Origin of the sequence: Pseudosulfitobacter koreensis, assembly GCF_024733015.1 — a bacterium.
Classification (GTDB): Bacteria; Pseudomonadota; Alphaproteobacteria; order Rhodobacterales; family Rhodobacteraceae; genus Pseudosulfitobacter; species Pseudosulfitobacter koreensis.
In genome coordinates, this window is the sequence record NZ_JANKJG010000012.1 from 65,350 (window position 1) to 88,160 (window position 22,811).

21 protein-coding genes and 1 pseudogene are annotated in these 22,811 nt (G+C 62.9%); 11 read left to right on the forward strand and 11 right to left on the reverse strand.

Annotation, left to right across the window (positions count from 1 at the left end; translation table 11 throughout):
- The first annotated feature begins 122 nt into the window (after positions 1-122).
- Complete coding sequence (locus NTA49_RS14835) at positions 123-1,805, forward strand: Na/Pi cotransporter family protein (protein WP_258295585.1); 1,683 nt, start codon at positions 123-125, stop codon at positions 1,803-1,805.
- A gap of 98 nt (positions 1,806-1,903) precedes the next feature.
- Here the strand turns inward: NTA49_RS14835 and NTA49_RS14840 are convergent.
- Positions 1,904-2,122 (reverse strand): annotated as a pseudogene (locus tag NTA49_RS14840) (transposase domain-containing protein); the annotation flags it as partial.
- Between the two features lie 543 nt (positions 2,123-2,665).
- Between NTA49_RS14840 and NTA49_RS14845 the strand changes: the two are divergent.
- Positions 2,666-3,208, forward strand: a complete 543-nt coding sequence (locus NTA49_RS14845) for a CHAP domain-containing protein (RefSeq protein WP_258295587.1) — start codon at positions 2,666-2,668, stop codon at positions 3,206-3,208.
- A gap of 265 nt (positions 3,209-3,473) precedes the next feature.
- Positions 3,474-4,253: a C45 family autoproteolytic acyltransferase/hydolase gene (locus NTA49_RS14850; protein ID WP_258295588.1), complete on the forward strand. Its 780-nt coding sequence runs from the start codon at positions 3,474-3,476 to the stop codon at positions 4,251-4,253.
- Between the two features lie 24 nt (positions 4,254-4,277).
- Here the strand turns inward: NTA49_RS14850 and NTA49_RS14855 are convergent, their stop codons facing one another.
- The 3 genes from NTA49_RS14855 to NTA49_RS14865 form a co-directional block, all read right to left on the reverse strand.
- The gene (locus NTA49_RS14855; protein ID WP_258295589.1) at positions 4,278-5,525 is read right to left on the reverse strand and encodes a multidrug effflux MFS transporter; all 1,248 of its coding nucleotides are present in this window, start codon (positions 5,523-5,525) and stop codon (positions 4,278-4,280) included.
- Between the two features lie 17 nt (positions 5,526-5,542).
- A complete protein-coding gene (locus NTA49_RS14860; RefSeq protein ID WP_258295590.1) occupies positions 5,543-6,043 on the reverse strand; it encodes a MarR family winged helix-turn-helix transcriptional regulator in 501 nt (166 codons plus the stop codon).
- A 144-nt stretch (positions 6,044-6,187) separates the two neighbouring features.
- On the reverse strand, positions 6,188-7,339 hold the full coding sequence (locus NTA49_RS14865) for an ROK family transcriptional regulator (RefSeq protein WP_258295591.1): 1,152 nt from the start codon (positions 7,337-7,339) through the stop codon (positions 6,188-6,190).
- A 143-nt stretch (positions 7,340-7,482) separates the two neighbouring features.
- On the opposite strand from NTA49_RS14865, the gene NTA49_RS14870 reads away from it, so the two are divergent.
- The gene (locus tag NTA49_RS14870; RefSeq protein WP_258295592.1) at positions 7,483-8,445 is read left to right on the forward strand and encodes a carbohydrate kinase family protein; all 963 of its coding nucleotides are present in this window, start codon (positions 7,483-7,485) and stop codon (positions 8,443-8,445) included.
- Here NTA49_RS14870 and NTA49_RS14875 read toward each other — a convergent pair.
- The 3 genes from NTA49_RS14875 to NTA49_RS14885 form a co-directional block, all read right to left on the reverse strand.
- Positions 8,442-9,716, reverse strand: a complete 1,275-nt coding sequence (locus NTA49_RS14875; protein WP_258295593.1) for a flavin-dependent oxidoreductase — start codon at positions 9,714-9,716, stop codon at positions 8,442-8,444. The two genes, NTA49_RS14870 and NTA49_RS14875, sit on opposite strands and share 4 nt — an antisense overlap.
- A complete protein-coding gene (locus tag NTA49_RS14880; protein WP_258295594.1) occupies positions 9,713-10,891 on the reverse strand; it encodes a cytochrome P450 in 1,179 nt (392 codons plus the stop codon). The genes NTA49_RS14875 and NTA49_RS14880 overlap by 4 nt, the downstream gene beginning before the upstream one ends.
- Positions 10,892-10,975: 84 nt before the next feature.
- Positions 10,976-11,863, reverse strand: coding sequence for an amidohydrolase family protein (locus tag NTA49_RS14885; protein WP_258295595.1), 888 nt, complete (start codon positions 11,861-11,863; stop codon positions 10,976-10,978).
- Positions 11,864-11,975: 112 nt separating this feature from the next.
- Here NTA49_RS14885 and NTA49_RS14890 point away from each other — a divergent pair, with 112 nt between their 5' ends.
- From NTA49_RS14890 to NTA49_RS14905, 4 genes are all read left to right on the forward strand, one after another.
- Positions 11,976-12,764, forward strand: coding sequence for a crotonase/enoyl-CoA hydratase family protein (locus NTA49_RS14890; RefSeq protein WP_258295596.1), 789 nt, complete (start codon positions 11,976-11,978; stop codon positions 12,762-12,764).
- A gap of 45 nt (positions 12,765-12,809) precedes the next feature.
- The gene (locus tag NTA49_RS14895; RefSeq protein ID WP_258295597.1) at positions 12,810-13,838 is read left to right on the forward strand and encodes a TRAP transporter substrate-binding protein; all 1,029 of its coding nucleotides are present in this window, start codon (positions 12,810-12,812) and stop codon (positions 13,836-13,838) included.
- 61 nt (positions 13,839-13,899) lie between these two features.
- A complete protein-coding gene (locus tag NTA49_RS14900; protein ID WP_258295598.1) occupies positions 13,900-14,433 on the forward strand; it encodes a TRAP transporter small permease in 534 nt (177 codons plus the stop codon).
- Positions 14,430-15,764, forward strand: coding sequence for a TRAP transporter large permease (locus NTA49_RS14905; protein WP_258295599.1), 1,335 nt, complete (start codon positions 14,430-14,432; stop codon positions 15,762-15,764). Before NTA49_RS14900 ends, NTA49_RS14905 begins: the two co-directional genes overlap by 4 nt.
- Positions 15,765-15,811: 47 nt before the next feature.
- Here NTA49_RS14905 and NTA49_RS14910 read toward each other — a convergent pair whose 3' ends face one another.
- Genes NTA49_RS14910 through NTA49_RS14920 form a run of 3 tightly spaced genes read right to left on the reverse strand, consistent with a single transcriptional unit; the run spans position 15,812 to position 18,836 of the window.
- Positions 15,812-17,581, reverse strand: coding sequence for a feruloyl-CoA synthase (locus NTA49_RS14910; RefSeq protein WP_258295600.1), 1,770 nt, complete (start codon positions 17,579-17,581; stop codon positions 15,812-15,814).
- Between the two features lie 12 nt (positions 17,582-17,593).
- Positions 17,594-18,361 carry an SDR family NAD(P)-dependent oxidoreductase gene (locus NTA49_RS14915; RefSeq protein ID WP_258295601.1) on the reverse strand — a complete coding sequence of 256 codons (768 nt, stop codon included), beginning with the start codon at positions 18,359-18,361 and terminating at the stop codon, positions 17,594-17,596.
- A gap of 4 nt (positions 18,362-18,365) precedes the next feature.
- The gene (locus tag NTA49_RS14920; protein ID WP_258295602.1) at positions 18,366-18,836 is read right to left on the reverse strand and encodes a MarR family winged helix-turn-helix transcriptional regulator; all 471 of its coding nucleotides are present in this window, start codon (positions 18,834-18,836) and stop codon (positions 18,366-18,368) included.
- A 95-nt stretch (positions 18,837-18,931) separates the two neighbouring features.
- On the opposite strand from NTA49_RS14920, the gene NTA49_RS14925 reads away from it, so the two are divergent.
- On the forward strand, positions 18,932-19,396 hold the full coding sequence (locus NTA49_RS14925) for a DUF3237 domain-containing protein (RefSeq protein WP_258295603.1): 465 nt from the start codon (positions 18,932-18,934) through the stop codon (positions 19,394-19,396).
- Here NTA49_RS14925 and NTA49_RS14930 read toward each other — a convergent pair.
- On the reverse strand, positions 19,393-19,869 hold the full coding sequence (locus tag NTA49_RS14930; RefSeq protein WP_258295604.1) for an SH3 domain-containing protein: 477 nt from the start codon (positions 19,867-19,869) through the stop codon (positions 19,393-19,395). The two genes, NTA49_RS14925 and NTA49_RS14930, sit on opposite strands and share 4 nt — an antisense overlap.
- A 152-nt stretch (positions 19,870-20,021) precedes the next feature.
- Here NTA49_RS14930 and NTA49_RS14935 point away from each other — a divergent pair, with 152 nt between their 5' ends.
- Together NTA49_RS14935 and ggt are read left to right on the forward strand one after the other, a co-directional pair.
- Positions 20,022-21,008 (forward strand): 2-hydroxyacid dehydrogenase, encoded by a 987-nt coding sequence (locus tag NTA49_RS14935; RefSeq protein ID WP_258295605.1) that lies wholly within the window; start codon positions 20,022-20,024, stop codon positions 21,006-21,008.
- A gap of 20 nt (positions 21,009-21,028) precedes the next feature.
- Positions 21,029-22,810, forward strand: coding sequence for a gamma-glutamyltransferase (gene ggt / locus NTA49_RS14940; protein ID WP_258295606.1), 1,782 nt, complete (start codon positions 21,029-21,031; stop codon positions 22,808-22,810).
- The last annotated feature ends 1 nt before the right edge of the window (position 22,811 follow it).

Sequence of the window (22,811 nt, forward strand, 5' to 3'; positions counted from 1 at the left end):
AAAGATTTCTCGCGAGTTGCTGCGCAAGATGCTTTGCTTCGGTGGTGAGGAACCCTTATAGATCATCTTTGGTTTTGTCATCTTTGAGTTTGTGGATGCTACTCCAACAAAGGATCAGTGGCTTGGCCGATAGCAACATCATTCTGTTCTTCCTTCACATCGCCGGTGCCTCCGCCCTGTTGATCTGGTCGGTGCGCTTGGTGCGCACCGGCGTCGAGCGCGCCTTTTCCGTGCAACTGCGCAAATGGCTCAGACGGTCCTCCGACAACCGGATCGTCGCGACCGCCACCGGCCTCATTTCGGCTGTGCTGCTGCAAAGCTCGACCGCGGTCGCGATCATGACCTCGAATTTCGTGGCAGCAGGCAGCATCGCGGCGGTGGTCGGCCTTGCCATGCTTCTCGGCGCGGATATCGGCTCTGCCGTGGTGGTGCAGGTCTTGCTGGCACGACAGGATTTCCTGGTGCCCCTGCTGTTGCTCTTCGGCGTCGGCCTGTTCCTGAAGGGCGAACAAAGGAAAGTCCGACAATCGGGTCGCATCCTGATCGGGCTTGCGCTGATCTTCGTCTCCCTCGACATGATCCGTGCCGCAACCACGCCGTTGATGGACGACGCGGGCACCGCCAGCGTCATGGCCTATCTGGGGCAGGACGTAATCACCGCCTTCGTGATCGGTGCCGGCTTCGCGTGGATCGTGCATTCCAGCGTAGCCGCAATCCTGCTGTTCGTCACGCTGGTCGCACAAGGGCTGATGCCGCAATCCGCCGCCGTCGCCTTGGTGTTGGGCGCAAATCTGGGGGGCGCGCTGATCGCCTATGTCCTGACGCTTTCGGCGGCCGTGGACGCGCGCCGCATGATTATGGCAAACCTCGTCCTGCGCGGCGGCGGTGCGGCGCTGACCCTTTTTGTCCTGGACGTGACCCAGACGCCGCTCACGTGGCTCGGCGGCAGCGAGGCCACCCAGGTGATTAACATGCACCTCGTCTTCAACGTGGCGCTGACGCTTCTGGCCGTGCCGGTCCTCGGCCCGATCGTGCGGCTAATATCCCTTTTCGTCAAACCCGCCCACGATCCCGGTGGCAGTCTTGGCAGGGCGAGCGCCCTCGACCCCGCGTCGCTGCAAACACCCGAGCGCGCGCAGATCTGCGCCACCCGCGAGATCATGCACATGGGGGAAATCATCGAGGCGATGCTGCGCGCCATCAACGCGCTCTACCTGAAATGGGATGACGCCACGGCCCGCGGCATCGCCGACAACCACCAGCAGGTGCGCAAGATGCACTTCGAGGTCAAGCTCTTCCTTGCCGAACTGGCACGCAACGGCGCGGGCGAGGTCAACGGGCGAAAGACCATGGAGCTGTCGAACATCTCCGTCAATTTCGAAGCGGCCTCGGACATGATCGCGCGCAGCATGGTCGACCTTGCCAAGCGTCTCGACCGTGGCTCGGTCCGCTTTTCCAGTGACGGGCAAAAGGAAATCGCCGATTTCCACGACCGTGTGCTGGCAAACGTGCAACTGGCGCTGCACGTCGTCATGACGCAGAATCCAGATGAGGCGCGCGAGCTTGTCGCCGAAAAGGAAGATATCCGCGGGCTCGAACAGGATCTTCAGCGCAAGCACCTGACACGGCTGCGCGACGGGCTGGCCGAAAGCATCGCGACCAGCAACATCCACCAAGAAACGCTTCGGGCGCTGAAACAGATCAACACCTCGTTTTCGATGGTCGCCCATCCAATTCTTGAGGAAACAGGTGACCTGCTGGAAAGCCGCCTGACCAATGCGGGCGAAAACGGGTCAGCCCCATAGCGATGCGGCCGGAATCGTCACGCTAAGTTTTTTTAAGGCTGCGAGGGTTCACAGTGCGGGTGGTGGTGCGTAAACAGTGTCTGAACAGTACCTGGACTTCAGTTTGACGATTGGAAATTCCTGGCAAGCAACTCGTCGATGCGTTGTTGTGGATGTCCGGCCGCGATGGCGTCGAGCGAAGCCTTGAGATAGGCGAACGGTTCGCCGTTTTTGATCTTGGCGGTCTCAATCAGGGATGCGACGCGGCCCCAGGCTTTGCCATCCTCGTCATGATCGGCGAACGATGCGTTTTTTCTGTTCAAAGCAATCGGCCTGATCGCTTGCAGGGGAAGGCAGTTCATACATGCTCCCCTGAAAAGTCCGCGATTTCTGGTTAGTCGAGTTGAATGTCAGCTATCTATCACGCTGCACGCCGATGCCGCACATGTTTGCAAAGATCGGCATCTGAGGCGCCATACAGGATGTGATACAAAACTAAATTTTGCACTTCCTTCGCTTGACGCCATATTCTAATATTTCCTTCATAAATAAAATATATCAATAACTTAACTCAAGATTCTATCATCCCAGCCACTTTCTTCTTGAAACAGCCTGTACCGCTTCGGTCGACTGTGCGCGCAGCGTGCTGCCTTCACCGGTTCGATTCTGGCGGCGTGCGATGACGGCTGCGTGCTAACCCAAAGCTGACCATAGGCGACCACCGGTGTGGGCCGCTGGCTGTAATTGCCCATAAAATGCAATTTGTTAGCGCCGGTTCAGACCCGCCGCACCCGCCTGTGCAGAACTCCGCCTATGCGATTTGCCAGAATTGAAAACCCGCGCTAATGAAAACGGACGCAACGGGGCAGGCAATTCAAAAAATGTATAAAAGCATGGTTCGCGGGTATTCCGGGCTGGTGTTGGGTTTGGGTATGTTGGTTTCCGGCTGTGCCCAGCAGCCCGCTGAGACGGGCAACTTTATCGACGAAGGCCGGATGCAGTTCGCACTGCACGAGGTAGCGGCAAAGCACCAAAGCGGAACCCGCGTGTGGTGTGTGCCCTTTGCCCGTGATCTGAGCGGCATCGAGATTTACGGCAACGCGAACCAGTGGTGGGAAAAGGCCAAGGGCGCCTACCATCGCAGTCAGGCGCCTGCGACCGGCTCGGTTCTGGCGTTCAAATCGACGTCGAAAAACCCGATGGGCCATGTGGCGGTTGTGTCCGGTGTTCTGTCAGAGCGGGTCATTCAACTGGATCACGCCAACTGGACGAAAAACCGTGTCAGCACCAAGATGGTTGCGATGGACGTCTCGCCCAAGAACGATTGGTCGGCCGTGCGCCTTGAGAGTGCTCCGGGCAATCTGGGCGCGACCTATCCGACGCACGGATTTATCTATCCGGTGCAACATCTCGCGGCCAATTAGGCAGCTCTGTCGGTTCTTAGAGCCGCACTGTACACCAGTCAGTCTGACTGTCGATGATTGTTCTCTTACCCGCTTGGCGCCAAACCGGCGCGGTATTGGGCAGCCTGCTATGTCGGCTGCTGTTGGACGCGTTCGCCCCGAGGGTAAGCCCTTGCGGATTCTTAGGTTTCCCTGATCCCGCTTATGGTCCCATAAGTTTGTCCCTGGAACGCGAAGCCCTCGATAAGACCCATCAAAGCGGACAGCGAAGATAACACTTAGCAACTTGAATGATAGTTTGCTCACAGCTCCGCCCCAGGCGTGCAGCCTGATCGTTCAGTCGGTGGAGGGCGGGCATGTGCTGACGCAGAACATGGACCTTCCCGCACATATGGTGGGATCGCAAATGGCGCTGCGCCTCGGCGGTGACGGTATGACGCCAACCGTCGTGCTCAGCGCTGCCGGGATGATCGGGCTGACCGGTGCCACTGCGGCGGGCCTGGCGGTTGGGGTCAACACGCTGTTGATGCTGAACCACGCGGCGGACGGCCTGCCCGTGGCCTTTGCGATGCGCCACACCCTTGGCGCGCGCGACCGGGCAGAGGGCCACGCGCGTCTGTCCGCGGTCACCCATGCCAGCGGCCAGCATTATGCGCTTGCCACCCGGTCGGGCGCAACATCGCTGGAATGTTCCGCGAGCTTTTGTGCAGAGGTGCCGGTGCCCGACAGCGGCAGGCTGTTGCACAGCAATCATCCGCTGGTCAGCACGGACATAGATGCCTCCGCGCAGGCGCGACTGGGTGCGGGCGGGTTCAACGAAAGTTCGACGTCCCGGCTGGACTGGCTGGAGGCTCATCAAGGCGACATCGCGACTGCCGACGACGTTCAGGCGCTGTTCGACGATCCGCAAGCGCCGATCTGCATGCGTCCCGAGACCAACGGGGGATCAAGCACGTTCGCGACGGTTCTATACGCGATGACAGACCGGCCCAGTGTCCGCATGCGGCAGGGCGGTGCGGACAATGCGGCTTGGCAGGCGTTTGATTTGCCGGATGGCGGGCTCTGATATGGTGTCGATGCGTATCGTCGCCTAACGGTCCGGCGCTGCCAGTGCAGGCTCCGCAGAAACGGCGGGGCCAGACGCCGGATCCGGTGCAAGCTGCTCAGGCTCGAGCGGCGGCAGGCGTCGGTAGAGTGCATAGCACACGCACGCCACCGTCCCCATCACCGGTATCAAAAGGCCCATCGCGAACAACGTGTCGCCGATCAGCGCGCCGATGCTGCCGACCACCAGGCCCGATCCCATCTGGATGAACCCCAGCAGGGACGACGCCGCACCTGCCATCTTGCCGAACGGGGCAAGCGCTGCGGTCGACATGGCGGGCATGACAAAGGCGATGCCAAAGGAATAGACCGCAACAGGCAGCATCACGTGCAAAAAGCTGGGCGGCCAGATCAGCAAGGTCGCGACACCGGCACTGCCTGCGGCGATGAATACAAGGCCCGGCAGCACCAGCCGTTCGGACCCATAGGTCGTCATCAGCCGACGCACCAGCAGCGAGCCCAGAAAGAACGCGCCCGATTGCGCCAGCATTGACAGGCCGAACTGCGAGGGCGAAAGCCCGACATCCTGCATCAGGATGAACGGCAGAAAGGTCGCCTGCGCGTAGATCGCACCCAGGGCGCCGCCGATCACGAAGGCTGCGGTCAGAAAGCGGATGTTGGTCAGCAGCATCCGGTAAGACCCCGCCAGCGCGCGGATATTCAGACGGCTGGGATCGCGGACCACGGTTTCCTTCATGGCAAAGATCGTCACGCCGATCACGAATATCCCGATCGCTGCCATCAGCACAAAGATCGACCGCCAGCCAAAGACAGGCAGCATCAGCCCGCCGATGGTGGGCGACAGGGCCGGCCCCAGCGCCAGGATGATCCCGATCAGGTTCATGATCCGCGACGATTGTTCGCCGGTGAACAGATCGCGCACCAAGGCACGCGAAATCGCGACGCCGACCGAGGCGCCCACCCCTTGGGCGAAACGGGCAAGGATGAGCACCTCGACCGAGGGGGCCAGCATCGCCAGCACGCTTGCCGCGCAATAAAGCAACATGAACGCGATGGTGACTGGCCGCCGCCCCAAGGCATCCGACAGGGGCCCCGCGATCAACTGGGCAAAGGCGAAGCCGCCGAAATACAAGGTCAGCGTCAGTTTGACGACGGACTCACTGCTTTCGAAATGGCGCACCAATTCTGTCATCGCGGGCGTATAAAGCGCCATTGACACCGGACCGATGGCGACAAGAAGCGCGCCAAGATAGCCGACCCGGCGTTCGCTCATGACAGGGGCGCCTGTGGTCATGACGCAGCTTCGAGGCGTGATGCGGCCCGTTCGGTTGCAAGATTTGCGCGAATGGCAAGTGCTGCGGATTTGAACGCAACCACCTGATCGTCGCTCAGTCCGGCCTGTGCCAGTGTGCGCACCTGCCGACCTGCAATGGCGATGCGGTCCAGCAGTTCCTGCGCTGCGTCGGTCAGTGTCACGATCTTGGCGCGGCGGTCGGCCGGGTCAGGGGCGCGTGCGACCAGTCCGGCCTTTTCCAGCGTGTCCAGAAATCCGGTAACGCTCATCGGGGTCAGGCCCAAGTTCTCTGCCAGCACGTGCTGACGGGTGGCGCCACAACGCGCCATGTGCACCAATACCCGCGCTTCCGAAGTGGTGATCGGCACATTGGCCCTCTCGATTTCCCGCTCGAACGTCGCGCGCATCAACCGCGCCATGTCAGAGATCAGAAATCCTAGGCTGTCGGGGTCAATGCCATAGGGCGCGACTGTCTTGCTGTCGATAAAGGTCGTCATAACAATCCATTCTTTTTTATAAGATGGGCATACTATAAGTCTTACTTACTATTTAGCAGTCCAAGGTCAATGGGGGATGCAGGCCTTGTGAACTGCATCGGTGGTTGGTGAACGTGTATAACTCAAACAATTTCGCCTGTCGCATCAGGGCGGAGTGTCGATGCAAAAGCCAGCCTGAAATGGCAATATGCCGCTTCCCGTGACTCTCGCGGTGCTGCCTGCCGTGCCGGGCACGATGATGATGCGGTCCAGCCCGCGCACGTCCAGCCGCGCGATGGCCTGTTGCAGCGCAGTCAGCAACCGGTCCTTGAGCGGGGCCGCAAGGCTGGTGTCTATGACGATGGCCTGTGGGGCCAGGAAAGCCTGCGCGCTGACGCAGGCCGTGGCGATATTGTCGGCAGCGATGGCAAGCCATTCGTCGAAAACGGCTTCGGTCGCGGCATCAAGCGGGGCCGCGTCAAAATAGGCATCGGACGACAGGCCCGCCTCTGCCGTGCGCGCCTCGAGCATGTGCAGCGATGCGGTGTCGATCATCTGTTGCGCGGGCCCCGGTGCGGTGCGCACCGCAGGCAGGCTGCCGATGGCGCCCGCGTGCCCGCCACCGGTGAAGAGGCGCCCGCCCAGAGCGACGCCGCCGCCGATGAATGTGCCGACGTAGATATAGGCAAAACTGTCGTAGCCCTCAGGGTTGCCGGTCTCAAGTTCTGCCAGGCACGCAGATGCCGCGTCGTTCAGCACCATGGTCGGCACATCGAAATGTGCCGCGATCTCGGCGCGCAGATCGGTGTCGCGCCAATCGGCCATCGCACCTGCGGGCGCGCCGATGGTTTCTTCCCAATCGGCCAGCTGATCGGGCAGGGCCAGCCCGATGCCGGTCAGGCGCGCGCGCTGTACGGGCGTCATGGCGTCCATCAACGTTCCGATACCGCCCGTGATCTTGCCGCGCAGATCGTCCACCAGCGGAAAGGCATAGCGGTGGGCTACGCGGTCCAGGATCCGATAGTCGAAGGTCATGCTGACCACCTCGAGCGAGCGCCGCCCGACCTTGACGCCGATGGACATCGCGCCATCCGGGTTCAGCGCATAGGGGGTCGAGGGCTGCCCGATGCGCCCGCGCACCGTGTCGCCCGCACTCAGGAACCCCTGCGCCACCAGACGGTTCACGATGACCGTGGCAGACTGTGCCGAAAGACCCGACGCGCGGGTCAGTTCGGCCTTGCTCATCTGCCCGGCCTTGCGGATCAGATGGAGAAACAACCGATCGTTGTAAGGCCTGGGGCTGGTGTCAGCAGTCATTGCGCGGGTCCTTCGCTTGTGTGCGCCAAATGGCCAAAGTTGGGGACGCAAGTCAATAAATAAATCAAGTTGATTTAATTGTTGACATCTGGGGCGATTCTGCTGCTTTTCGGGGTCACGCAGTTTGACGAGGGATGTCCCAGATGCCGACCACAGCCAAAATCGCCATCGGCGGTGAAAACCTGATCGACTTTGTCCAAACCGGAGAGGAAGACGGTGCGCCCCTGTTCGATGCCAATCCCGGCGGCTCTCCGTTCAATGTGGCGGTGGGGCTGGCGCGCCAAGAGGTGCAGACCCATTACGTGACGCCGATTTCCACCGATGCGCTGGGCGATACGCTGGCCGAGCGGCTGACTGCATCCGGTGCGACTGTCGCGGCCCCGCGCAGCGCGGCACCCACGTCACGTGCGGTTGTGACGCTCGAGCAGGGCATACCGGCCTATGCCTTTCACCGGGACGGCACCGCCGAGCGGCAGGTGACTGAAAGCAGCCTGTGGGACAGCATTCCCGCGGATGTGTCGGCGCTGCATTGCGGCGGGCTGGCGCTGGTCGACGGTGTGGATGCGGATGCCTGGACTGCGGTGCTGGTGCAGGCGGCGACGCGGGGCATTTTCATTTCCTTCGATCCCAATGTACGTGCCTCGCTGATCCATGATCCTGCAGCCTACACGAAGCGGGTGGAGCGTGTCCTGCAGGTGGCGCACCTGGTCAAGCTCAGCGACGAGGATCTGCGCTGGCTCTATCCCGACAGGCCCGAGGCCGAGGCGGTCGCGGCGCTGCGTGCGGCGACCTCTGCGGGTCTGGTGGTGCTGACGCGGGGCCCTCTGGATACGTCGGCCTATGCGCGCGCGGCGCAGTCCACCGTGCCCGTGCCGAAGGTGACGCGGTTGGTCGACACAGTCGGCGCGGGCGACACGTTCATGGCGACGCTGCTGGCGGCACTGGCAGATCGCTCTGCTCTGTCGGCGGAGGTGCTGGACGGCATGGATCAGAGCGATCTGACGGCCCTGTTGACCCGCGCGGGGCAAGCGGCGGCGCTGAACTGCGAGCGGTCGGGGTGCAACCCGCCGTCGCGGTCAGAACTGGACGCAGCGCTGGCAGGCTAGACCCGTGCGCCTGGTGCTATGGTCGGCGGTGCCGCGTTCAGGGTCTCGATCGCGAACCCTGCTGCGGCCTTGTACTTGGCCATAAAGTCTTGTCGCTCAGCAGGCGGAATGACCGCGTCGATGTCGTTATAGACGCCCCCCGAGCGTTCGTTGAGCATGTTCAGCAGCCCGAAGGGCCCTGCGCCCCGGTTGCGCAGGATCAGGTCAGACACCGGCCCGCACAGTTGCGCGTCATAAGCCGCCAATGCCTGCGGTGTCACGCCATGCGCCAGGAATGCCGCCCCCAGCGTGCGCGCGTCGATCACCGCCTGGCTCGCGCCGTTCGATCCGGTGGGATACATCGCGTGCGCCGCGTCCCCCATCAGCGCCACTGGGCCATCGACCCATGTGGGCACCGGATCGCGGTCGATCATCGGGTTTTCGAAGGCGATATCAGACCCACGGATCAGCGCGGGCACGTCCAGCCAGTCATAGACCCAGTCGTCGAAGTGATGGGCAAAGTCGCTGATCGGCACCTCGCGGAACCAGCCGATATCGGCGCGTTTGCTTGGATCGTCCATCGTGACCTCGGCGATCCAGTTGATGAGCGCCAGCCCGGTGTCGGGATCGGGGTGCGAGATCGGATAGATCACCATGCGCTGACGGTGCGTGCCCAGACCCACGAAGGACGATCCCGTGCGGATCGGTTTCGCCAGCGTCGTGCCGCGCCACATCACCGCCCCGCCCCAGTGGATCGGCGGCTGGTCGGGGTGCATCTGTGCGCGCACGCGACTGTGGATGCCATCCGCACCGATGAGCAGCGTGCCATCCTCGCGCGACATGCTGCCGTCGGCGTGTTCGATTTGTGCCGTCACGGTGCCGTCCGGCTTGTGCTCGTAGCCAGTGACCCGCGCGCCCAGCCTTATCGCGTCCTTGCCAGCGCGGTCCTGAAACACCTGCGCCAGCAGCATGTGGAACGCGCCGCGGTGCATCGCGTATTGCGGCCAGTTGTACCCAGCCTCAAGCCCGCGGCTTTCGGCATGGATGTCCTGACCGTTCAGGCCCACCATCGCCCATTCGCGGGCAGGGACACCGACGCGGTCCAGATCATCCGCCGTAAGCCCCATGTCGAACAGCTCGCGCACCGCATTAGGCTGGATGTTGATACCCACGCCCAAGGGCCGCAGGCTGCTCACGCTTTCAAACACCGTGCAGGGCACGCCGATCTGGTGCAGGGTCAGCGCCAGTGCCAGCCCGCCGATGCCGCCGCCTGCGATCAGAACGCGGGTCAATTCAGCAGCACCGGGATCTGAATAGGTCCGCGAAAGCCGAATCCGCGCCAGATCACATCGTCGGTGTCGGGAATGCTCATGTTGGGGAAACGGTCGAACAGCAGTGGCAGCATCACTTGGCCCACCGCACGGCGCGCCACGTGAGTGCCCTGGCAGAAGTGCGGGCCATTGCCGAAGGCCTGATGCTGGTTCTTGTCGCGGTAGACGATAAAGTCCTCACCGTTCTCATAGAGTTCCTCGTCGCGACAAGCGCTGGCCTGAATGGTCATCACCGTGTCGCCCTTCGGGATGTGACAGCCGCGAATTTCGGTGTCTTCCAGCACCAGACGGGCCGAGACCTGAATGGGGGCGACCCAGCGCACGCCTTCCTCGAACGACTTGTCCCAGTCGGCGTTGCGCTTGACCTCTTCCAGCTGGTCGGGGTTTGTCAGAAGTCCGTAGAGGATGGTGTTCAGCGCGTCGCGCGGCTCGTTGATGCCGCCGCCGATGGCGATCTTGATGTTGGAATAGATTTGGCTCATCTCGATCGGATCGTCCGCGTTCAACATCACCGACATCGCTGAATTGTTCGGCTCGGCGCGGTGGCGGTCCTGCAGGCTGTCCATCAGCGCGTTCATCTCGGCGTTGGCCTGGTCCGAGATGGCAAAGGGCTCGTCTTTCCAGCCGAAGTTGCCCGCGCCGTTGATCAGGGCCTGCGACCAGTGCTGCATCTGGTCGTCCGTCGCCTCGTCCAGACCCAAAAGCACCGCCAGACCGCGCGCGGCATAGGGGCCGGAGAGAGCCGGGAACAGATCCACGATCTCGCCACGGGGCAGGCGGGCCACGTAGTCCTCGGCGATCTGCTTATAGCGCGGCATCCAGTCGTTCATGATGACCTTGGGTGCAAAGGCCGGTGCCATCGCCATACGCTCGCGTTTGTGCGCCTCGCCGTCCTTGCGCATCAGCGTGTGCGCCTGAAATGCCCGCTTCATCGGCGTGTTGGGGTCATTCGAGCTGAAGATCTCGGGCGTGTCCTTGACGTATTTGGTGTCCTCGGCGCGGGTCAGCAGGGTGCGGCCCACGGATTTGACGCGCAGCACGGGGGCTTCGGCGCGCAGGCGGCGATAGATCGGATAGGGGTCGCGATCCAGCTGGTCGAGGGTGATCGTCTCGTCGAGGGGGGCAAGGGCGCTCATGCGGTGTTCCCCCGACGTGCCAGTGCCGTTTCGTTCATTGCCATCTGTGGTTCCTCCCAAAACCTGCACCGATGTGCATTGCCGTCAGACGCTTTCGCCCAGCAGGCGCAGCGCGTTTTCCTTCAGGATCAGCGGGCGCACCTCGTCTTTGAACGGGGCTGCCTCGAAATCCGCAAGCCAGCGGTCGGGCGTGATCGCGGGCCAGTCCGATCCGAAGAGCATCTTCTTTTTCAGGATCGAGTTGGCGTAGCGGATAAATGTTTCAGGGAAGTATTTTGGCGACCAGCCTGACATGTCGTAATAAACGTTGGGTTTGTGCTGGGCGACGGCCAGACCTTCCTCGGTCCAGGGAAAGGACGGGTGCGCCAGGATGATCTTCATGTCGGGGAAGTCCACCGCCACATCGTCCAGATACATCGGGTTGGAATACTTCAGCCGCATGCCCATGCCGCCGCGCATGCCCGAGCCAACGCCCGTCTGGCCGGTGTGAAAGAGGGTAATCACGCCCTCTTCGGCACACGCCTCCAGTACGGTGTAACAGGCCTCGCGGTCATTGGGGTAAAAGCCCTGCATGGTTGGGTGAAACTTGAACCCGCGCACCCCGAAATCCCGGACCAGCCGACGCACTTCGCGTGCGCCCGCGCGGCCCTTGTGCGGATCGACCGAGGCGAAGGGGATCAGGATATCGTCGTTTTCGGCGCAGATGCCTGCGACCTCTTCGTTGGAATAGCGGCGAAAGCCCGTCTCGCGCTCGGCATCCACCGGAAAGATCACCGCCGCGATGTTGCGCTCGCGGTAATAATTGGCCGTGTCCTGAACCGTGGGCAGCATGCCCTTGGCGCCTGCCGGGTTCTTGAAATAGGCGGCCATGCCTGCCTGAAACTCGTTATAACCATCGTCACGGTGGTCGCAGCAGGGTTCCTCTGCGTGGGTGTGAAAGTCGATCGCGCGAACGGATGCAAAATCTACCAAGAATCAATCCTCCCTCGGGGCCTGTGCAAAGCGTATCATGAAAAACGCTATGCTGTGTAACAATTACAGTCTATAACACTTTTGACAATTTACGACAGGGAGGGGGATTCTCGTGGCCGACGGAACAGCCAAGACAGATGTGACCCGCATCGAGATCGAAGACGATATCGCAACCATCATCTTTGACCGCCCTGAAAAGCGCAACGCCATGAACGACGCGCTGGTGGCCGCCCTCGACACTTTCTTCGCGCATCCGCCCGAAGGCGTGCGCGCGGTGATCCTCTATGGCGAGGGCGGGCATTTCTGTTCGGGGCTGGACCTGTCCGAGCATGAACACCGCAACCCAGAAGAGACGGTCTATCATTCGCGTAATTGGCACCGTGTGGCCGATCTGATCGAATACGGCGGCCTGCCGGTGATCGCGGCGATGACCGGTGCCGTGATCGGCGGGGGCCTTGAGATCGCCACCTCGGCGCATGTGCGCATCGCGGAACCTTCGGTGCGGTTTCAACTGCCCGAGGGGCGGCGCGGTATCTTTGTCGGCGGCGGTGCTACCGTGCGCGTGGGCCGGATCATCGGTGCCGACCGGATGCGCGAGATGATGCTGACGGGCCGCAACTATGGCGCCGAAGACGGCCTGCGTCTGGGGCTTGCGCATTATTCCGTGGGCGAGGGCGAGGCGCTGCCGCTGGCCAAAAAGCTGGCGCGCGAGGTGGCGGACAATGCGCCCTTCTCGAATTACCTGATGATTCAGGCCATCGGGCGGATCGGGGATATGTCCCGCTCTGACGGTCTGTTCACCGAAAGCCTGTCCGCCGCGATGTCGCAGACATCGGCAGGCGCGCAGGAAGGTCTGCGTGCGTTCCTGGAGAAACGCCCGCCAGATTTCCACAAGAAATAAGCCGGGAAAAACCGGTTCAGCGATCATCTTTAGGGAGGAAACAAGATGAACAAACGGACACTACTGATCGGCGCTGCTGCGGCAGTCGTCATGTTACCGGGACTGGCCTTCGCGCAAGAAATTACGTTGCGCCTGCACCAGTTTCTGCCCCCGGTCGCCACCGTGCCTGCCAAGATCCTCAAGCCCTGGGGCGAAGAGATCACGGCCGCATCGGATGGCCGTATCGAGATCCAGCATTTTGACGCGATGGCACTGGGCGGGCGTCCGCCCGAACTGCTTGACCAGGCGCGCGATGGTGTGGTCGATCTGGCGATGACCGTGGTGGGCTATACCCCCGGACGCTATCCGCGCACCGAAGTGTTTGAACTACCGTTCATGATGAAAGACCCCGTCGGCACGTCGCTTGCGTTCTGGGAAATGGTCGAAAGCGACTTTCAGCAAAGCGAGTATCAGGATGTGAAAGTCCTTGGTGCCTGGGTGCATGGCCCCGGTGTGATTCACACCAAGGACCCGATGACCAAGCTGGAAGACATGCAGGGCAAGACCCTGCGCGGTCCGACCCGTGTGATTAACGATATGCTCTCCGAGCTGGGTGCCACACCCGTCGGCATGCCGCTGCCCGCCATTCCCGAGGCGCTGTCGAAGGGCGTCGTGAACGGCACCGTGATCCCGTGGGAAGTGACCCCGTCGATCCGTCTGGCGGAATTGGTCAGCCATCACGCCGAATTTTCCGGTGAAGAGGCGCTTTATACCGCGACCATCGTCCTGGTGATGAACCAGGCCAAATACGACGCGCTGCCGGACGACCTGAAAGCAATCCTGGACGAGAAATCTGGCGCCGCCCTGTCCACATTCGCAGCCGAGGTGATGTTTGAATACGACAAGCCCGGACGCGACATCGCGGTCGAGGCGGGCAACACGATCACCGTGCTGGACGAAGCCGAAGTGGCCCGCTGGAAGGATGCAGCACAGCCCGTCATCGCGCGCTGGGTCGCCGAGATGGACGCCAAGGGCATCGACGGTCAGGCTCTGATCGACCAGGCCGAGGGTCTGATCGACAAACACTCCAACTGAGGTTGAGCGCGGCGTGTCCCGTCAACGGGGCACGCCGGTCGCCGCCTGCGGGGCAGCATCAATGTATATGACAGCTTATAGAATAGCCGACGCACTGGCGCGGTGGATGGCGGTGCTGGCGGGGCTGGTCCTGCTGGTGGTCGTCGGTCTGACCTGTGTCTCCATCGCGGGGCGGGCGCTCTTGCCGCTCAACATCGGGGTCGGCCCGATCAAGGGCATCTATGACCTGACCGAGATCGGCGTTGGTGCCGCGATCTTCGGCTTTCTGCCGTGGTGCCAATTGCAGCGTAGCCATGCCGCTGTCGATCTGTTCAAGCCCGCTTACGGCACCACGCTGAACCGCGTACTGGACGTGATCGTCGATCTGGGGATGCTGGCCGTGGCCGTGCTGATCGCGTGGCGGCTGTATCTGGGGATGGCCGACAAGATGCGCTACGGAGAGACGACATTCATCATGCAACTGCCAGTCTGGTGGGGCTATGCCGCCAGCCTCGTCGGAGCCTTGGGCTTTGCCCTTGTCGCCCTGTTCTGCCTCACACGATCGCTGCGCGGGTTGACCGGACGTGACGATCCAACCGAGGAACTTGGCGCATGAGCAACTTCGAAATGGCCCTGTGGTCCTTCCCGGTGCTGCTGATTCTGATCTTTATCCGCATCCCGATCGCGCTGGCGATGCTGGCAGTGGGCTTTGGCGGGTCCTATATGGTCATCGGGTCGCCGATGATGATGATGAACCAACTCAAGACGCTGACCTATGGCACCTTCTCCAACTATTCCTATTCGATCATACCGCTGTTCCTGTTGATGGGGCAGTTCGCGACCCTGTCGGGCATGTCTGCATCGCTGTTTCGTGCCGCAGAGAGCTTTCTGGGCCATCGGCGCGGCGGTGTCGCAATGTCGGCGATCGGCGCCTGCGCAGGCTTCGGCGCGATTTGCGGGTCGTCGCTGGCGACGGCGGCCACGATGGGGCAGGTGGCCCTGCCCGAACTGCGCCGCTACGGCTACCCCGGATCGCTGTCCACCGGCGCGCTGGCGGCGGGAGGCACCTTGGGCATTCTGATCCCGCCCTCAGTCATACTAGTGATTTACGCGATCCTGGCCGAGCAGAACATTGAAAAGCTGTTCGTCGCTGCCCTGATCCCCGGCATCCTTGCGGCTGCGGGCTATATGATTGCCATTTCGATCTGGGTGCGTATGTCGCCGAATGCCGCAACTGTGCGCCCGCGCGTGCCGTGGGCGGAACGGATGGCCGCGCTGGGCAAGGTCTGGCCGGTGCTGACGATCTTTCTGGTGGTCGTGGGCGGTATCTATCTGGGCATCTTCACCCCGACCGAAGCGGCCGCCGTCGGTGCGGCAGGCACCGGGTTGATCAGCGTCGCGTCGGGGCAGATGTCCTGGGACAAGCTGAAACAGGCGATCCTGTCCACGGCATCGTCAACCGCGATGATCTTCCTGATCATCCTGGGCGCAGGGCTCTACAACAGCTTTCTCGCACTGACGCAACTGCCGCAACTGTCGTCCATCTGGGTGGCCGAGCAGGGGCTGAATCCTTGGCTGGTGCTGACGGCGGTGCTGGTGATGTACCTGGTCTTTGGCTGCATCATGGATTCGCTGTCGATGGTGCTGCTGACGGTGCCGATCATCTATCCGATCATGGTGGTGCTGGATTTCGGCATGTCGCCCAGCGATTTCGGCCTGTGGTTCGGCATTCTGGTGCTGATCGTGGTCGAGGTCGGGCTGATCACGCCGCCGGTTGGGATGAACCTGTTCATCATCAACTCGATGGCGCGCGATATTCCTATCGGGCAGACCTATCGCGGGGCCATGCCCTTCGTGTTGACCGACGTGATCCGCGTCGTGATCCTGACAGCGTTTCCGGCGGTCACCCTGTCGCTGGTCTGGCTGATCGACTATCTGGTGCCCTAGAACGCAAAACGCCGCGCCTTTGAGATGGCGCGGCGTTTTGGCTTTTTTCAGGCGATGATCACACCGTCTTCACCAGCGTAAAGCCGCGAAATCAACGCGGTCCGTCCCGCACGCAAGGCGCGCTGGTTGAGCGATCCCTTTTCGGTGATCTCACCCGCGTCGAGGCCCGGCGGCGTGTTCAGCACCACGGCGCGCCGGATGCGGCTGGCTGAGCCTGTGGCGTTGGACGCCGCCACGCGCAACCTGTCCTGCAACAGCGCGCTCAGATCGTCAGCATTCATCGCGGCAGCCTTGTCCGACAGCCAGAGCAAGGCACCCAGTTGCGCCTGATCCTCGCCGACGATCACTGCGTCGCGGATCAACCCGTCCATCGCATCGACCAGCGCCGCACGCACCGCACCGACGGCGACCCAGGTGCCTGTCGTCAGCTTGAAGTTCTCGGCCAGTCGCCCGTCGAAAAAGAACCCCTTCGAGAAATCATCGGGGTCGGCGGGGCGCAGGGCGTCGCCAAGGCAATAGAACCCTTCGTCATCGAAGACTTCGGCTGATTTGGCCACATCGCCGTAGTACCCCGGCATGATGCTGGGGCCTTTCAGGCGCGCCTCAAGTTTGCCCGCGTTGGGCACAAGCTTCAGCGTCAGACCGCGCGCGGGAACGCCGACGTTGCCGGACCGGTCCTGCACATCGGTGATTGCGAGCGCGAAGGGCGCGGTTTCCGTGGCCCCAAGGCCCGTGGCGAGCAAGACATCGCGCCCCGTGACCTTACGGCCGATGGCAGACAGGCGGTCCCATGTGCGCTGCGACATGCTGGCCCCGGCGTAGAACAGCATCCCCAGATCTGCAAAGAAGGTCCGCGCAAGGTGGTCGTCCGTCTCCAGCGCCTCGACCAGCATGTCGTAGCCGACAGGCACGTTAAAGTACCACGTGCACGAGATGTCGCGCAGATTGCGCAATGTCTCGGCGAACTTGCCGCCTGCCGGGCGGCCATCGTCGATATAGTAGGTGCCGCCGTTGGTCAGGACCAGATAGCTGACCTTGTTGCCTGCAGCGGTGTGGTTCCACGGGGCCCAGTCCAGCACCACGGGCGGCTGGTCGGTCAGGAACCGGTAGCAATCGCGCACCATCGCCTGACTGGAGCAGATCATCGCGTTGGTGTTGATCACGGCCTTTGGCGCGCCGGTAGAGCCTGAGGTAAAAAGGTATTTGGCCACCGTGTCAGGTGTCAGCGCCGCGCGGGCGGCATCAGCATCGTCGGGGGCATGGTCCAGCAGCGTGTCGAAAGACAAGGCACCCTCCGCCGGGTCGCGCGCATTGATCACCGCGCGCCCGTCGGCGGCGATTGCGGCCACAGCCCTGGCATAGGCCGCACCATCGTCGGCAAAGACAGCACCGGGGTTCAGCAGGGCCGCGATCTCGCGAATCTTGCCATGGTCTTCGGACACCAGAGAATAGGCGGTGGCCAGCGGCGCATAGGGCACTCCGACATAGACTGCCGCCAACCCCAGCAGGGCGTGCTCCAAGCTGTTTTCCGACAGGATCAGCAAAGGCCGGTCGTGACCAAGCCCAAGGTCCAGCAAGGCGGCCCCCAGCCTGCGCGCCTTGTCGCGCGCTTGGGCGTAGGACACCCGCTGCCAGTCGCCACCATCCTTGCGGCGGGCGATCCAGGTGCGGTCGGGCGCGACCGACGCCCAATGGTCCAGGTAATCGGCCAGCAGCTGCGGATGCGTCGGCAGCGGCTCTTGCTGGCGCATCAGGATCGTGCCGTCGGCGCGGGTTTCATAGTCGAAGGTCGGGGCCCAGAAACGCGGCGGGTTCATGGCCTGCGCCCCTTACCGGGGTGCCATGCGGATCGCGCCATCCAGGCGGATGACCTCGCCGTTCAGCATCGGGTTGTCGAGGATGTGGCACACAAGCTTGGCATATTCCGACGGGTGGCCCAGCCGCGATGGGAACGGCACTTGCTTGCCCAGCGATGCCTGTACGTCCTGCGGCAGCCCTTCCAACAGCGGGGTCATGAACAGACCGGGGGCGATGGTGCAGACGCGCACGCCCTTGTCGGCCAGATCGCGCGCCATCGGCAGGGTCATGCCGACGATGCCGCCCTTGGACGCGGCATATGCCACTTGCCCAACCTGCCCGTCATAGGCCGCGACCGACGCCGTGTTGACGATCACACCGCGTGCGCCGTCGGGCTCTGTCGGGTCAGAGGCCACCATGCGCGCTGCGACCTGGCTTGCGCAGTTGAACGAGCCGATGAGATTGACGCGGATGGTCTTGTCGAACAGCGCCGGATCGTGTGCCTCGCCGCGCGATACGGTCTTTGCGGCAGGGCCGATGCCCGCGCAGTTGACCAGAACACGTGGCGTGCCCAGCCCGGCTACGACCGCATCCAGACCTGCGGCGACGCTGGCCGGATCGGACACGTCGACGCTGTGGAACATGCCGCCCAATTCGGCGGCTAGCGCATCGCCTGCGTCCTTGTTCAGATCGAACAGGGCGACTTTCATGCCGATGTCGGCCAGTGCGCGCGCGGTCGCAGCCCCCAGTCCCGATGCGCCGCCTGTCACGATGGCGACGTTGTCCTTGTACATGCTCATTTGATCACTCTCCCGTTTCCCTGATCTTTTTCAGCAAATGTAAAAGCTGGTCGCGCTCCCCTGCGTCCAGCGTTTGCAGCATTCTGTCTTCGTGCGCGTGAACCAATGTCAGCGCTGCCTCATAGGCCTGTACGCCCGCATCGGTCGGCGACAGCGCCTGAACCCGACGGTCCTGCGGCACGGCCACGCGGCGCAGATAGCCGCGCCCTTCCAGCTCGTCTACGATGGCCACCAGCCCCGAACGCTCGATCCCGAGCCGTCGTGCCAGATCGCTTTGGGTCAGGTTCGGGGTCTCGACCACAAAAGTCAGCGCCGAGAACACCCGCGGGCTCAGCCCGTGCTCGCCCATGACCGCGCGATAGTCGTTCTGCAAGATTACATAGGCCCGCTTGAGATTGTATCCCACCAGCGATTCCAGTGCCATTTCGGAAGGCTCTGCCTCCGTGGCGAGGGCTTTTCGTGGCATCCCTGTCATGGCATCCTCCTGGCGTGTTGGCAGCGCTGACCGATATGGACAACTCGCAGATCGTTTACTAGGTTAACAATTATCGAATGCGGGAGGCGCTGTCCATGAAATTACTGCAACCGAAGCTTGAGCACGTCTGCACGCTGGATGTCGAACTGGGTCCGATCCGCGAGATGGGTCAGGGTCGCGCAGGGGCGCGGCGCATCATTCCGATCATCGGTGGCACCGTGACGGGCGCACGGCTGAACGGCAAGATCATGAATGTCGGCGCCGACTGGCAGACGATCTTTGGCAGTGGCATGGCCGAGCTGGACACGCGCTATGCGATGGAAACCGACGACGGGGCGGTGATCGAGATCATCAACTACGGATACCGCGACGGGCCCCCCGAGGTTCTGGCGGCGCTTGGCCGGGGCGAGGCGGTGCCGCCTGAAGACTACTACATGCGCACCCATGCGCGCCTGGAAACCGGCGATGCGCGCTATGACTGGGTGAACCGCACGCTGTTCGTGGGCACCGGCGCGCGCAACGCGGCGTCGGTCAGGGTTGCGCTTTACGCGCTGCGCTAGTCGCGGATTTCGTCGGGGGCCACGCCCCACAGCCGCGATTTGGGTGCCCAGCCGCGATAGCCCCCGGCCGTCAGCCAGCACCATTCCAGACTGCATTCGCCCAGTCGCGCGATTACGCCGTTTTCCAACACGGCCGAAGTCGGTGCTTCGGGGTCGGGGCGGGCGTGCAGGGCCAGCATGTCCTGTTCCACGATCACGGTGCGCGTGCCTGACAGCAGCGAATAATGCACCCAGCCGCCCAGACCATCTCGATCTTCGACGCGCCGCCAGTGGCCGTGCTCTGCGGTGACCTGCAAGGGCATGTCGCGGCGTTTGAACACCCAGTCGATCCGGTGCGTCAGCGAGGGCCCGCGCCGCACGTTGCCTTCGACGGCCTTCATCGACACAAAGCGCGGCACCGGCAGGTTGGTGACCTGCCCTCTTGCCGCTGCATCATCTGTCGCCTGCGCACCGCTGCCGATGATCAGCGGCATCAGGAAAGCTGCACAGACCAAACCCGTTTGAATTCTTTTCAGGAATCCTGCCATTGCTGCCTCATATAGTGGGCGCGGGTTCTTGTGCCTCGCGCTCTCATCGGCCACCATAGCGCGGCGCGATACTGTGCGCCAAGTCCGGGAGGTGCCGAATGGCAAAGGAACGTCTGAGTGTTGTCGTTACGCGACGGTTGCCAGAAGCGGTCGAAGCGCGGCTGAGCGAACTTTTTGACACCACATTGCGTGAAGACGACACGCCGATGACACGTGACGAGCTGTCCAAGGCGATGAAATCTGCGGATGTTCTGGTGCCGACCATCACCGACGAGATCGATGCCTCGCTGATCACGCAGGCGGGCGAACGGCTGAAGCTGATCGCGAACTATGGTGCCGGTGTGGACAATATCGACGTGGCCACTGCCCGCCAGCGCGGCGTTCTGGTGTCAAACACGCCCGGCGTGCTGACGGATGACACTGCCGACATGACGATGGGGTTGATTCTGGCCGTGACGCGGCGGATGCCCGAGGGGCTGGCGGCGATGCAGTCGGGCACATGGGAGGGCTGGGCCCCCACCGCGTTCCTGGGCGGGCGCATCGCGGGCCGTCGTCTGGGCATTCTGGGCATGGGCCGCATCGGTCAGGCCGTGGCGCGCCGTGCCGCTGCCTTCGGGATGCAGGTGCATTACCACAACCGCCGTCGTCTGCGCACCGAGATCGAAGATACCCTCCGGGCGACCTACTGGGACAGTCTGGACCAGATGGTCGCGCGCGTGGATGTGCTGTGCATCAACTGCCCCTCGACGCCGTCGACCTTTCATCTGATGAACGCGCGGCGTTTGAAGCTTATGAAGAAAGATGCCGTGCTGGTGAACACCTCACGCGGGGAAGTGGTGGACGAGAACGCCATGACGCGGATGCTGCGGGCCGGTGACATCGCCGGTGCGGGGCTGGACGTCTACGAGAACGGCACTGACATCAACCCGCGCCTGCGCGAGCTGCCCAATGTGGTGCTGTTGCCGCACATGGGGTCGGCGACGCTGGAGAGCCGGTTGGAGATGGGTGAAAAGGTCATCATCAACATCAAGACCTTCGACGATGGCCACCGTCCGCCGGATCAGGTCGTGCCGTCGATGCTCTGACGGATCTCGAGGGGGGACAGATGCACAAGACACTGACATTGATCGCCGTGATGGCGGCGGGGTCTGCGCTGGCTCAGCAAGCCGCCGACAGCGTACAACCCGAGGCCGCGACCACAGGTGGCTTTGCCGCCATGTCGCCGCAGGTGGCGGCAGCCTTGCAAGCCAAGGACGCAGGCCTGCCCGTGACGGGAAAGACCTGGATGGTGGCTGCAGCCAACCCGCACGCGGTTCAGGCAGGTGCGGATGTGCTGGCTGCGGGCGGCACGGCTGCGGATGCACTGGTGGCGGTGCAAACGGTTCTGGGTCTGGTTGAGCCGCAAAGCTCGGGACTGGGCGGCGGGGCGTTTCTGGTCTGGTACGATGCAAAGAGCGGGCAGTTGACCACGCTGGATGGGCGCGAAACAGCACCCTTGGCCGCAACACCAACCCGGTTTCAGGATGACAAGGGAGAGCCCGTGCAATTCTACGATGCGGTCGTCGGCGGTCTGTCGGTCGGCGTGCCCGGCACGCCCGCGCTGCTGGCGTCTGCGCATGACACGTGGGGCAACCGTGACTGGGCCACGCTGTTGCAGCCCGCGATCACATTGGCACAGGACGGCTTTGACGTCTCGCCCCGACTGGCAGGTCTGGTCGCCGCCGACGCCGAACGTCTGGCGCGGTTCGAGAGCACCGCAAGCTATTTCCTGCCCGACGGCCAGCCGTTGCAGGCAGGCGCGCGGCTGACTAACCTCGGCTATGCCGACACGTTGCAGATGCTCGCGCAGGATCCGTCGGCGTTCTATACCGGCGAGATTGCCCAGGACATCATCGACACAGTGAACGGTGCCGTGCCTGCGGGCGGGTTGCTGACGCCGCTGGATTTCAGCCTCTATTCAACCCGCGAACGTCCTGCTGTCTGTGCGCCGTTTCGCGGGCACGATATCTGCGGCATGGGCCCGCCTTCATCCGGTGCGCTGACCGTGGGGCAAATCCTGGGCATGCTTGACAGCTATGATCTTGAAGCGCTCGGCCCCGCCGATCCGCAGGCATGGCGGCTGATCGGGGATGCCTCGCGTCTGGCCTTTGCGGACCGCGGGCGGTACATGGCAGACAGCGATTTTGTCCCGATGCCGACCAAGGGGCTGGTCGATCCCGCCTATCTGGCCGACCGGGCCAAATTGCTGGCGGGCGACGATGCATTGCCCGAGGTGAGCCCCGGAACGCCCGCTTGGGATCATGCGATGCTCTGGGCTGATGACGAGAGCATCGAGTTGCCCTCGACCTCGCATATCTCGATCGCGGACAGCTATGGCAATGTGGCGTCGATGACGACGACGATCGAAAACGGCTTTGGCTCGCGGTTGATGGTGCGGGGGTTCCTGCTGAACAACGAACTGACCGATTTCAGCTTTCGCACCCATGCCGACGGCGTTCCAATCGCCAACCGGCTTGAGCCGGGCAAGCGGCCACGCTCTTCGATGGCGCCGACCATCGTGATGAGGGACGGCGCCCCCGTTCTGGCCATCGGCAGCCCCGGCGGCAGCCGCATCATCGGCTACGTGGCGCAGGCGATTGTCGCGCATCTGGCCTGGGGCATGGATGTGCAACAGGCCGTCGCGATGCCCCATGCGGTGAACCGCTTTGGCAACTATGATCTTGAGGCAGGGACCGCCGCCGCCGACCTGCAAGGGCCGCTTGAGGCCATGGGCTTCGAGGTCGAGACGCGCGATTTGAACTCGGGCCTGCATGCAATTGAAATCGGCGATGGCCTGCAAGGTGGCGCAGATCCGCGCCGCGAAGGCATCGCGTTAGGGGACGACTAGA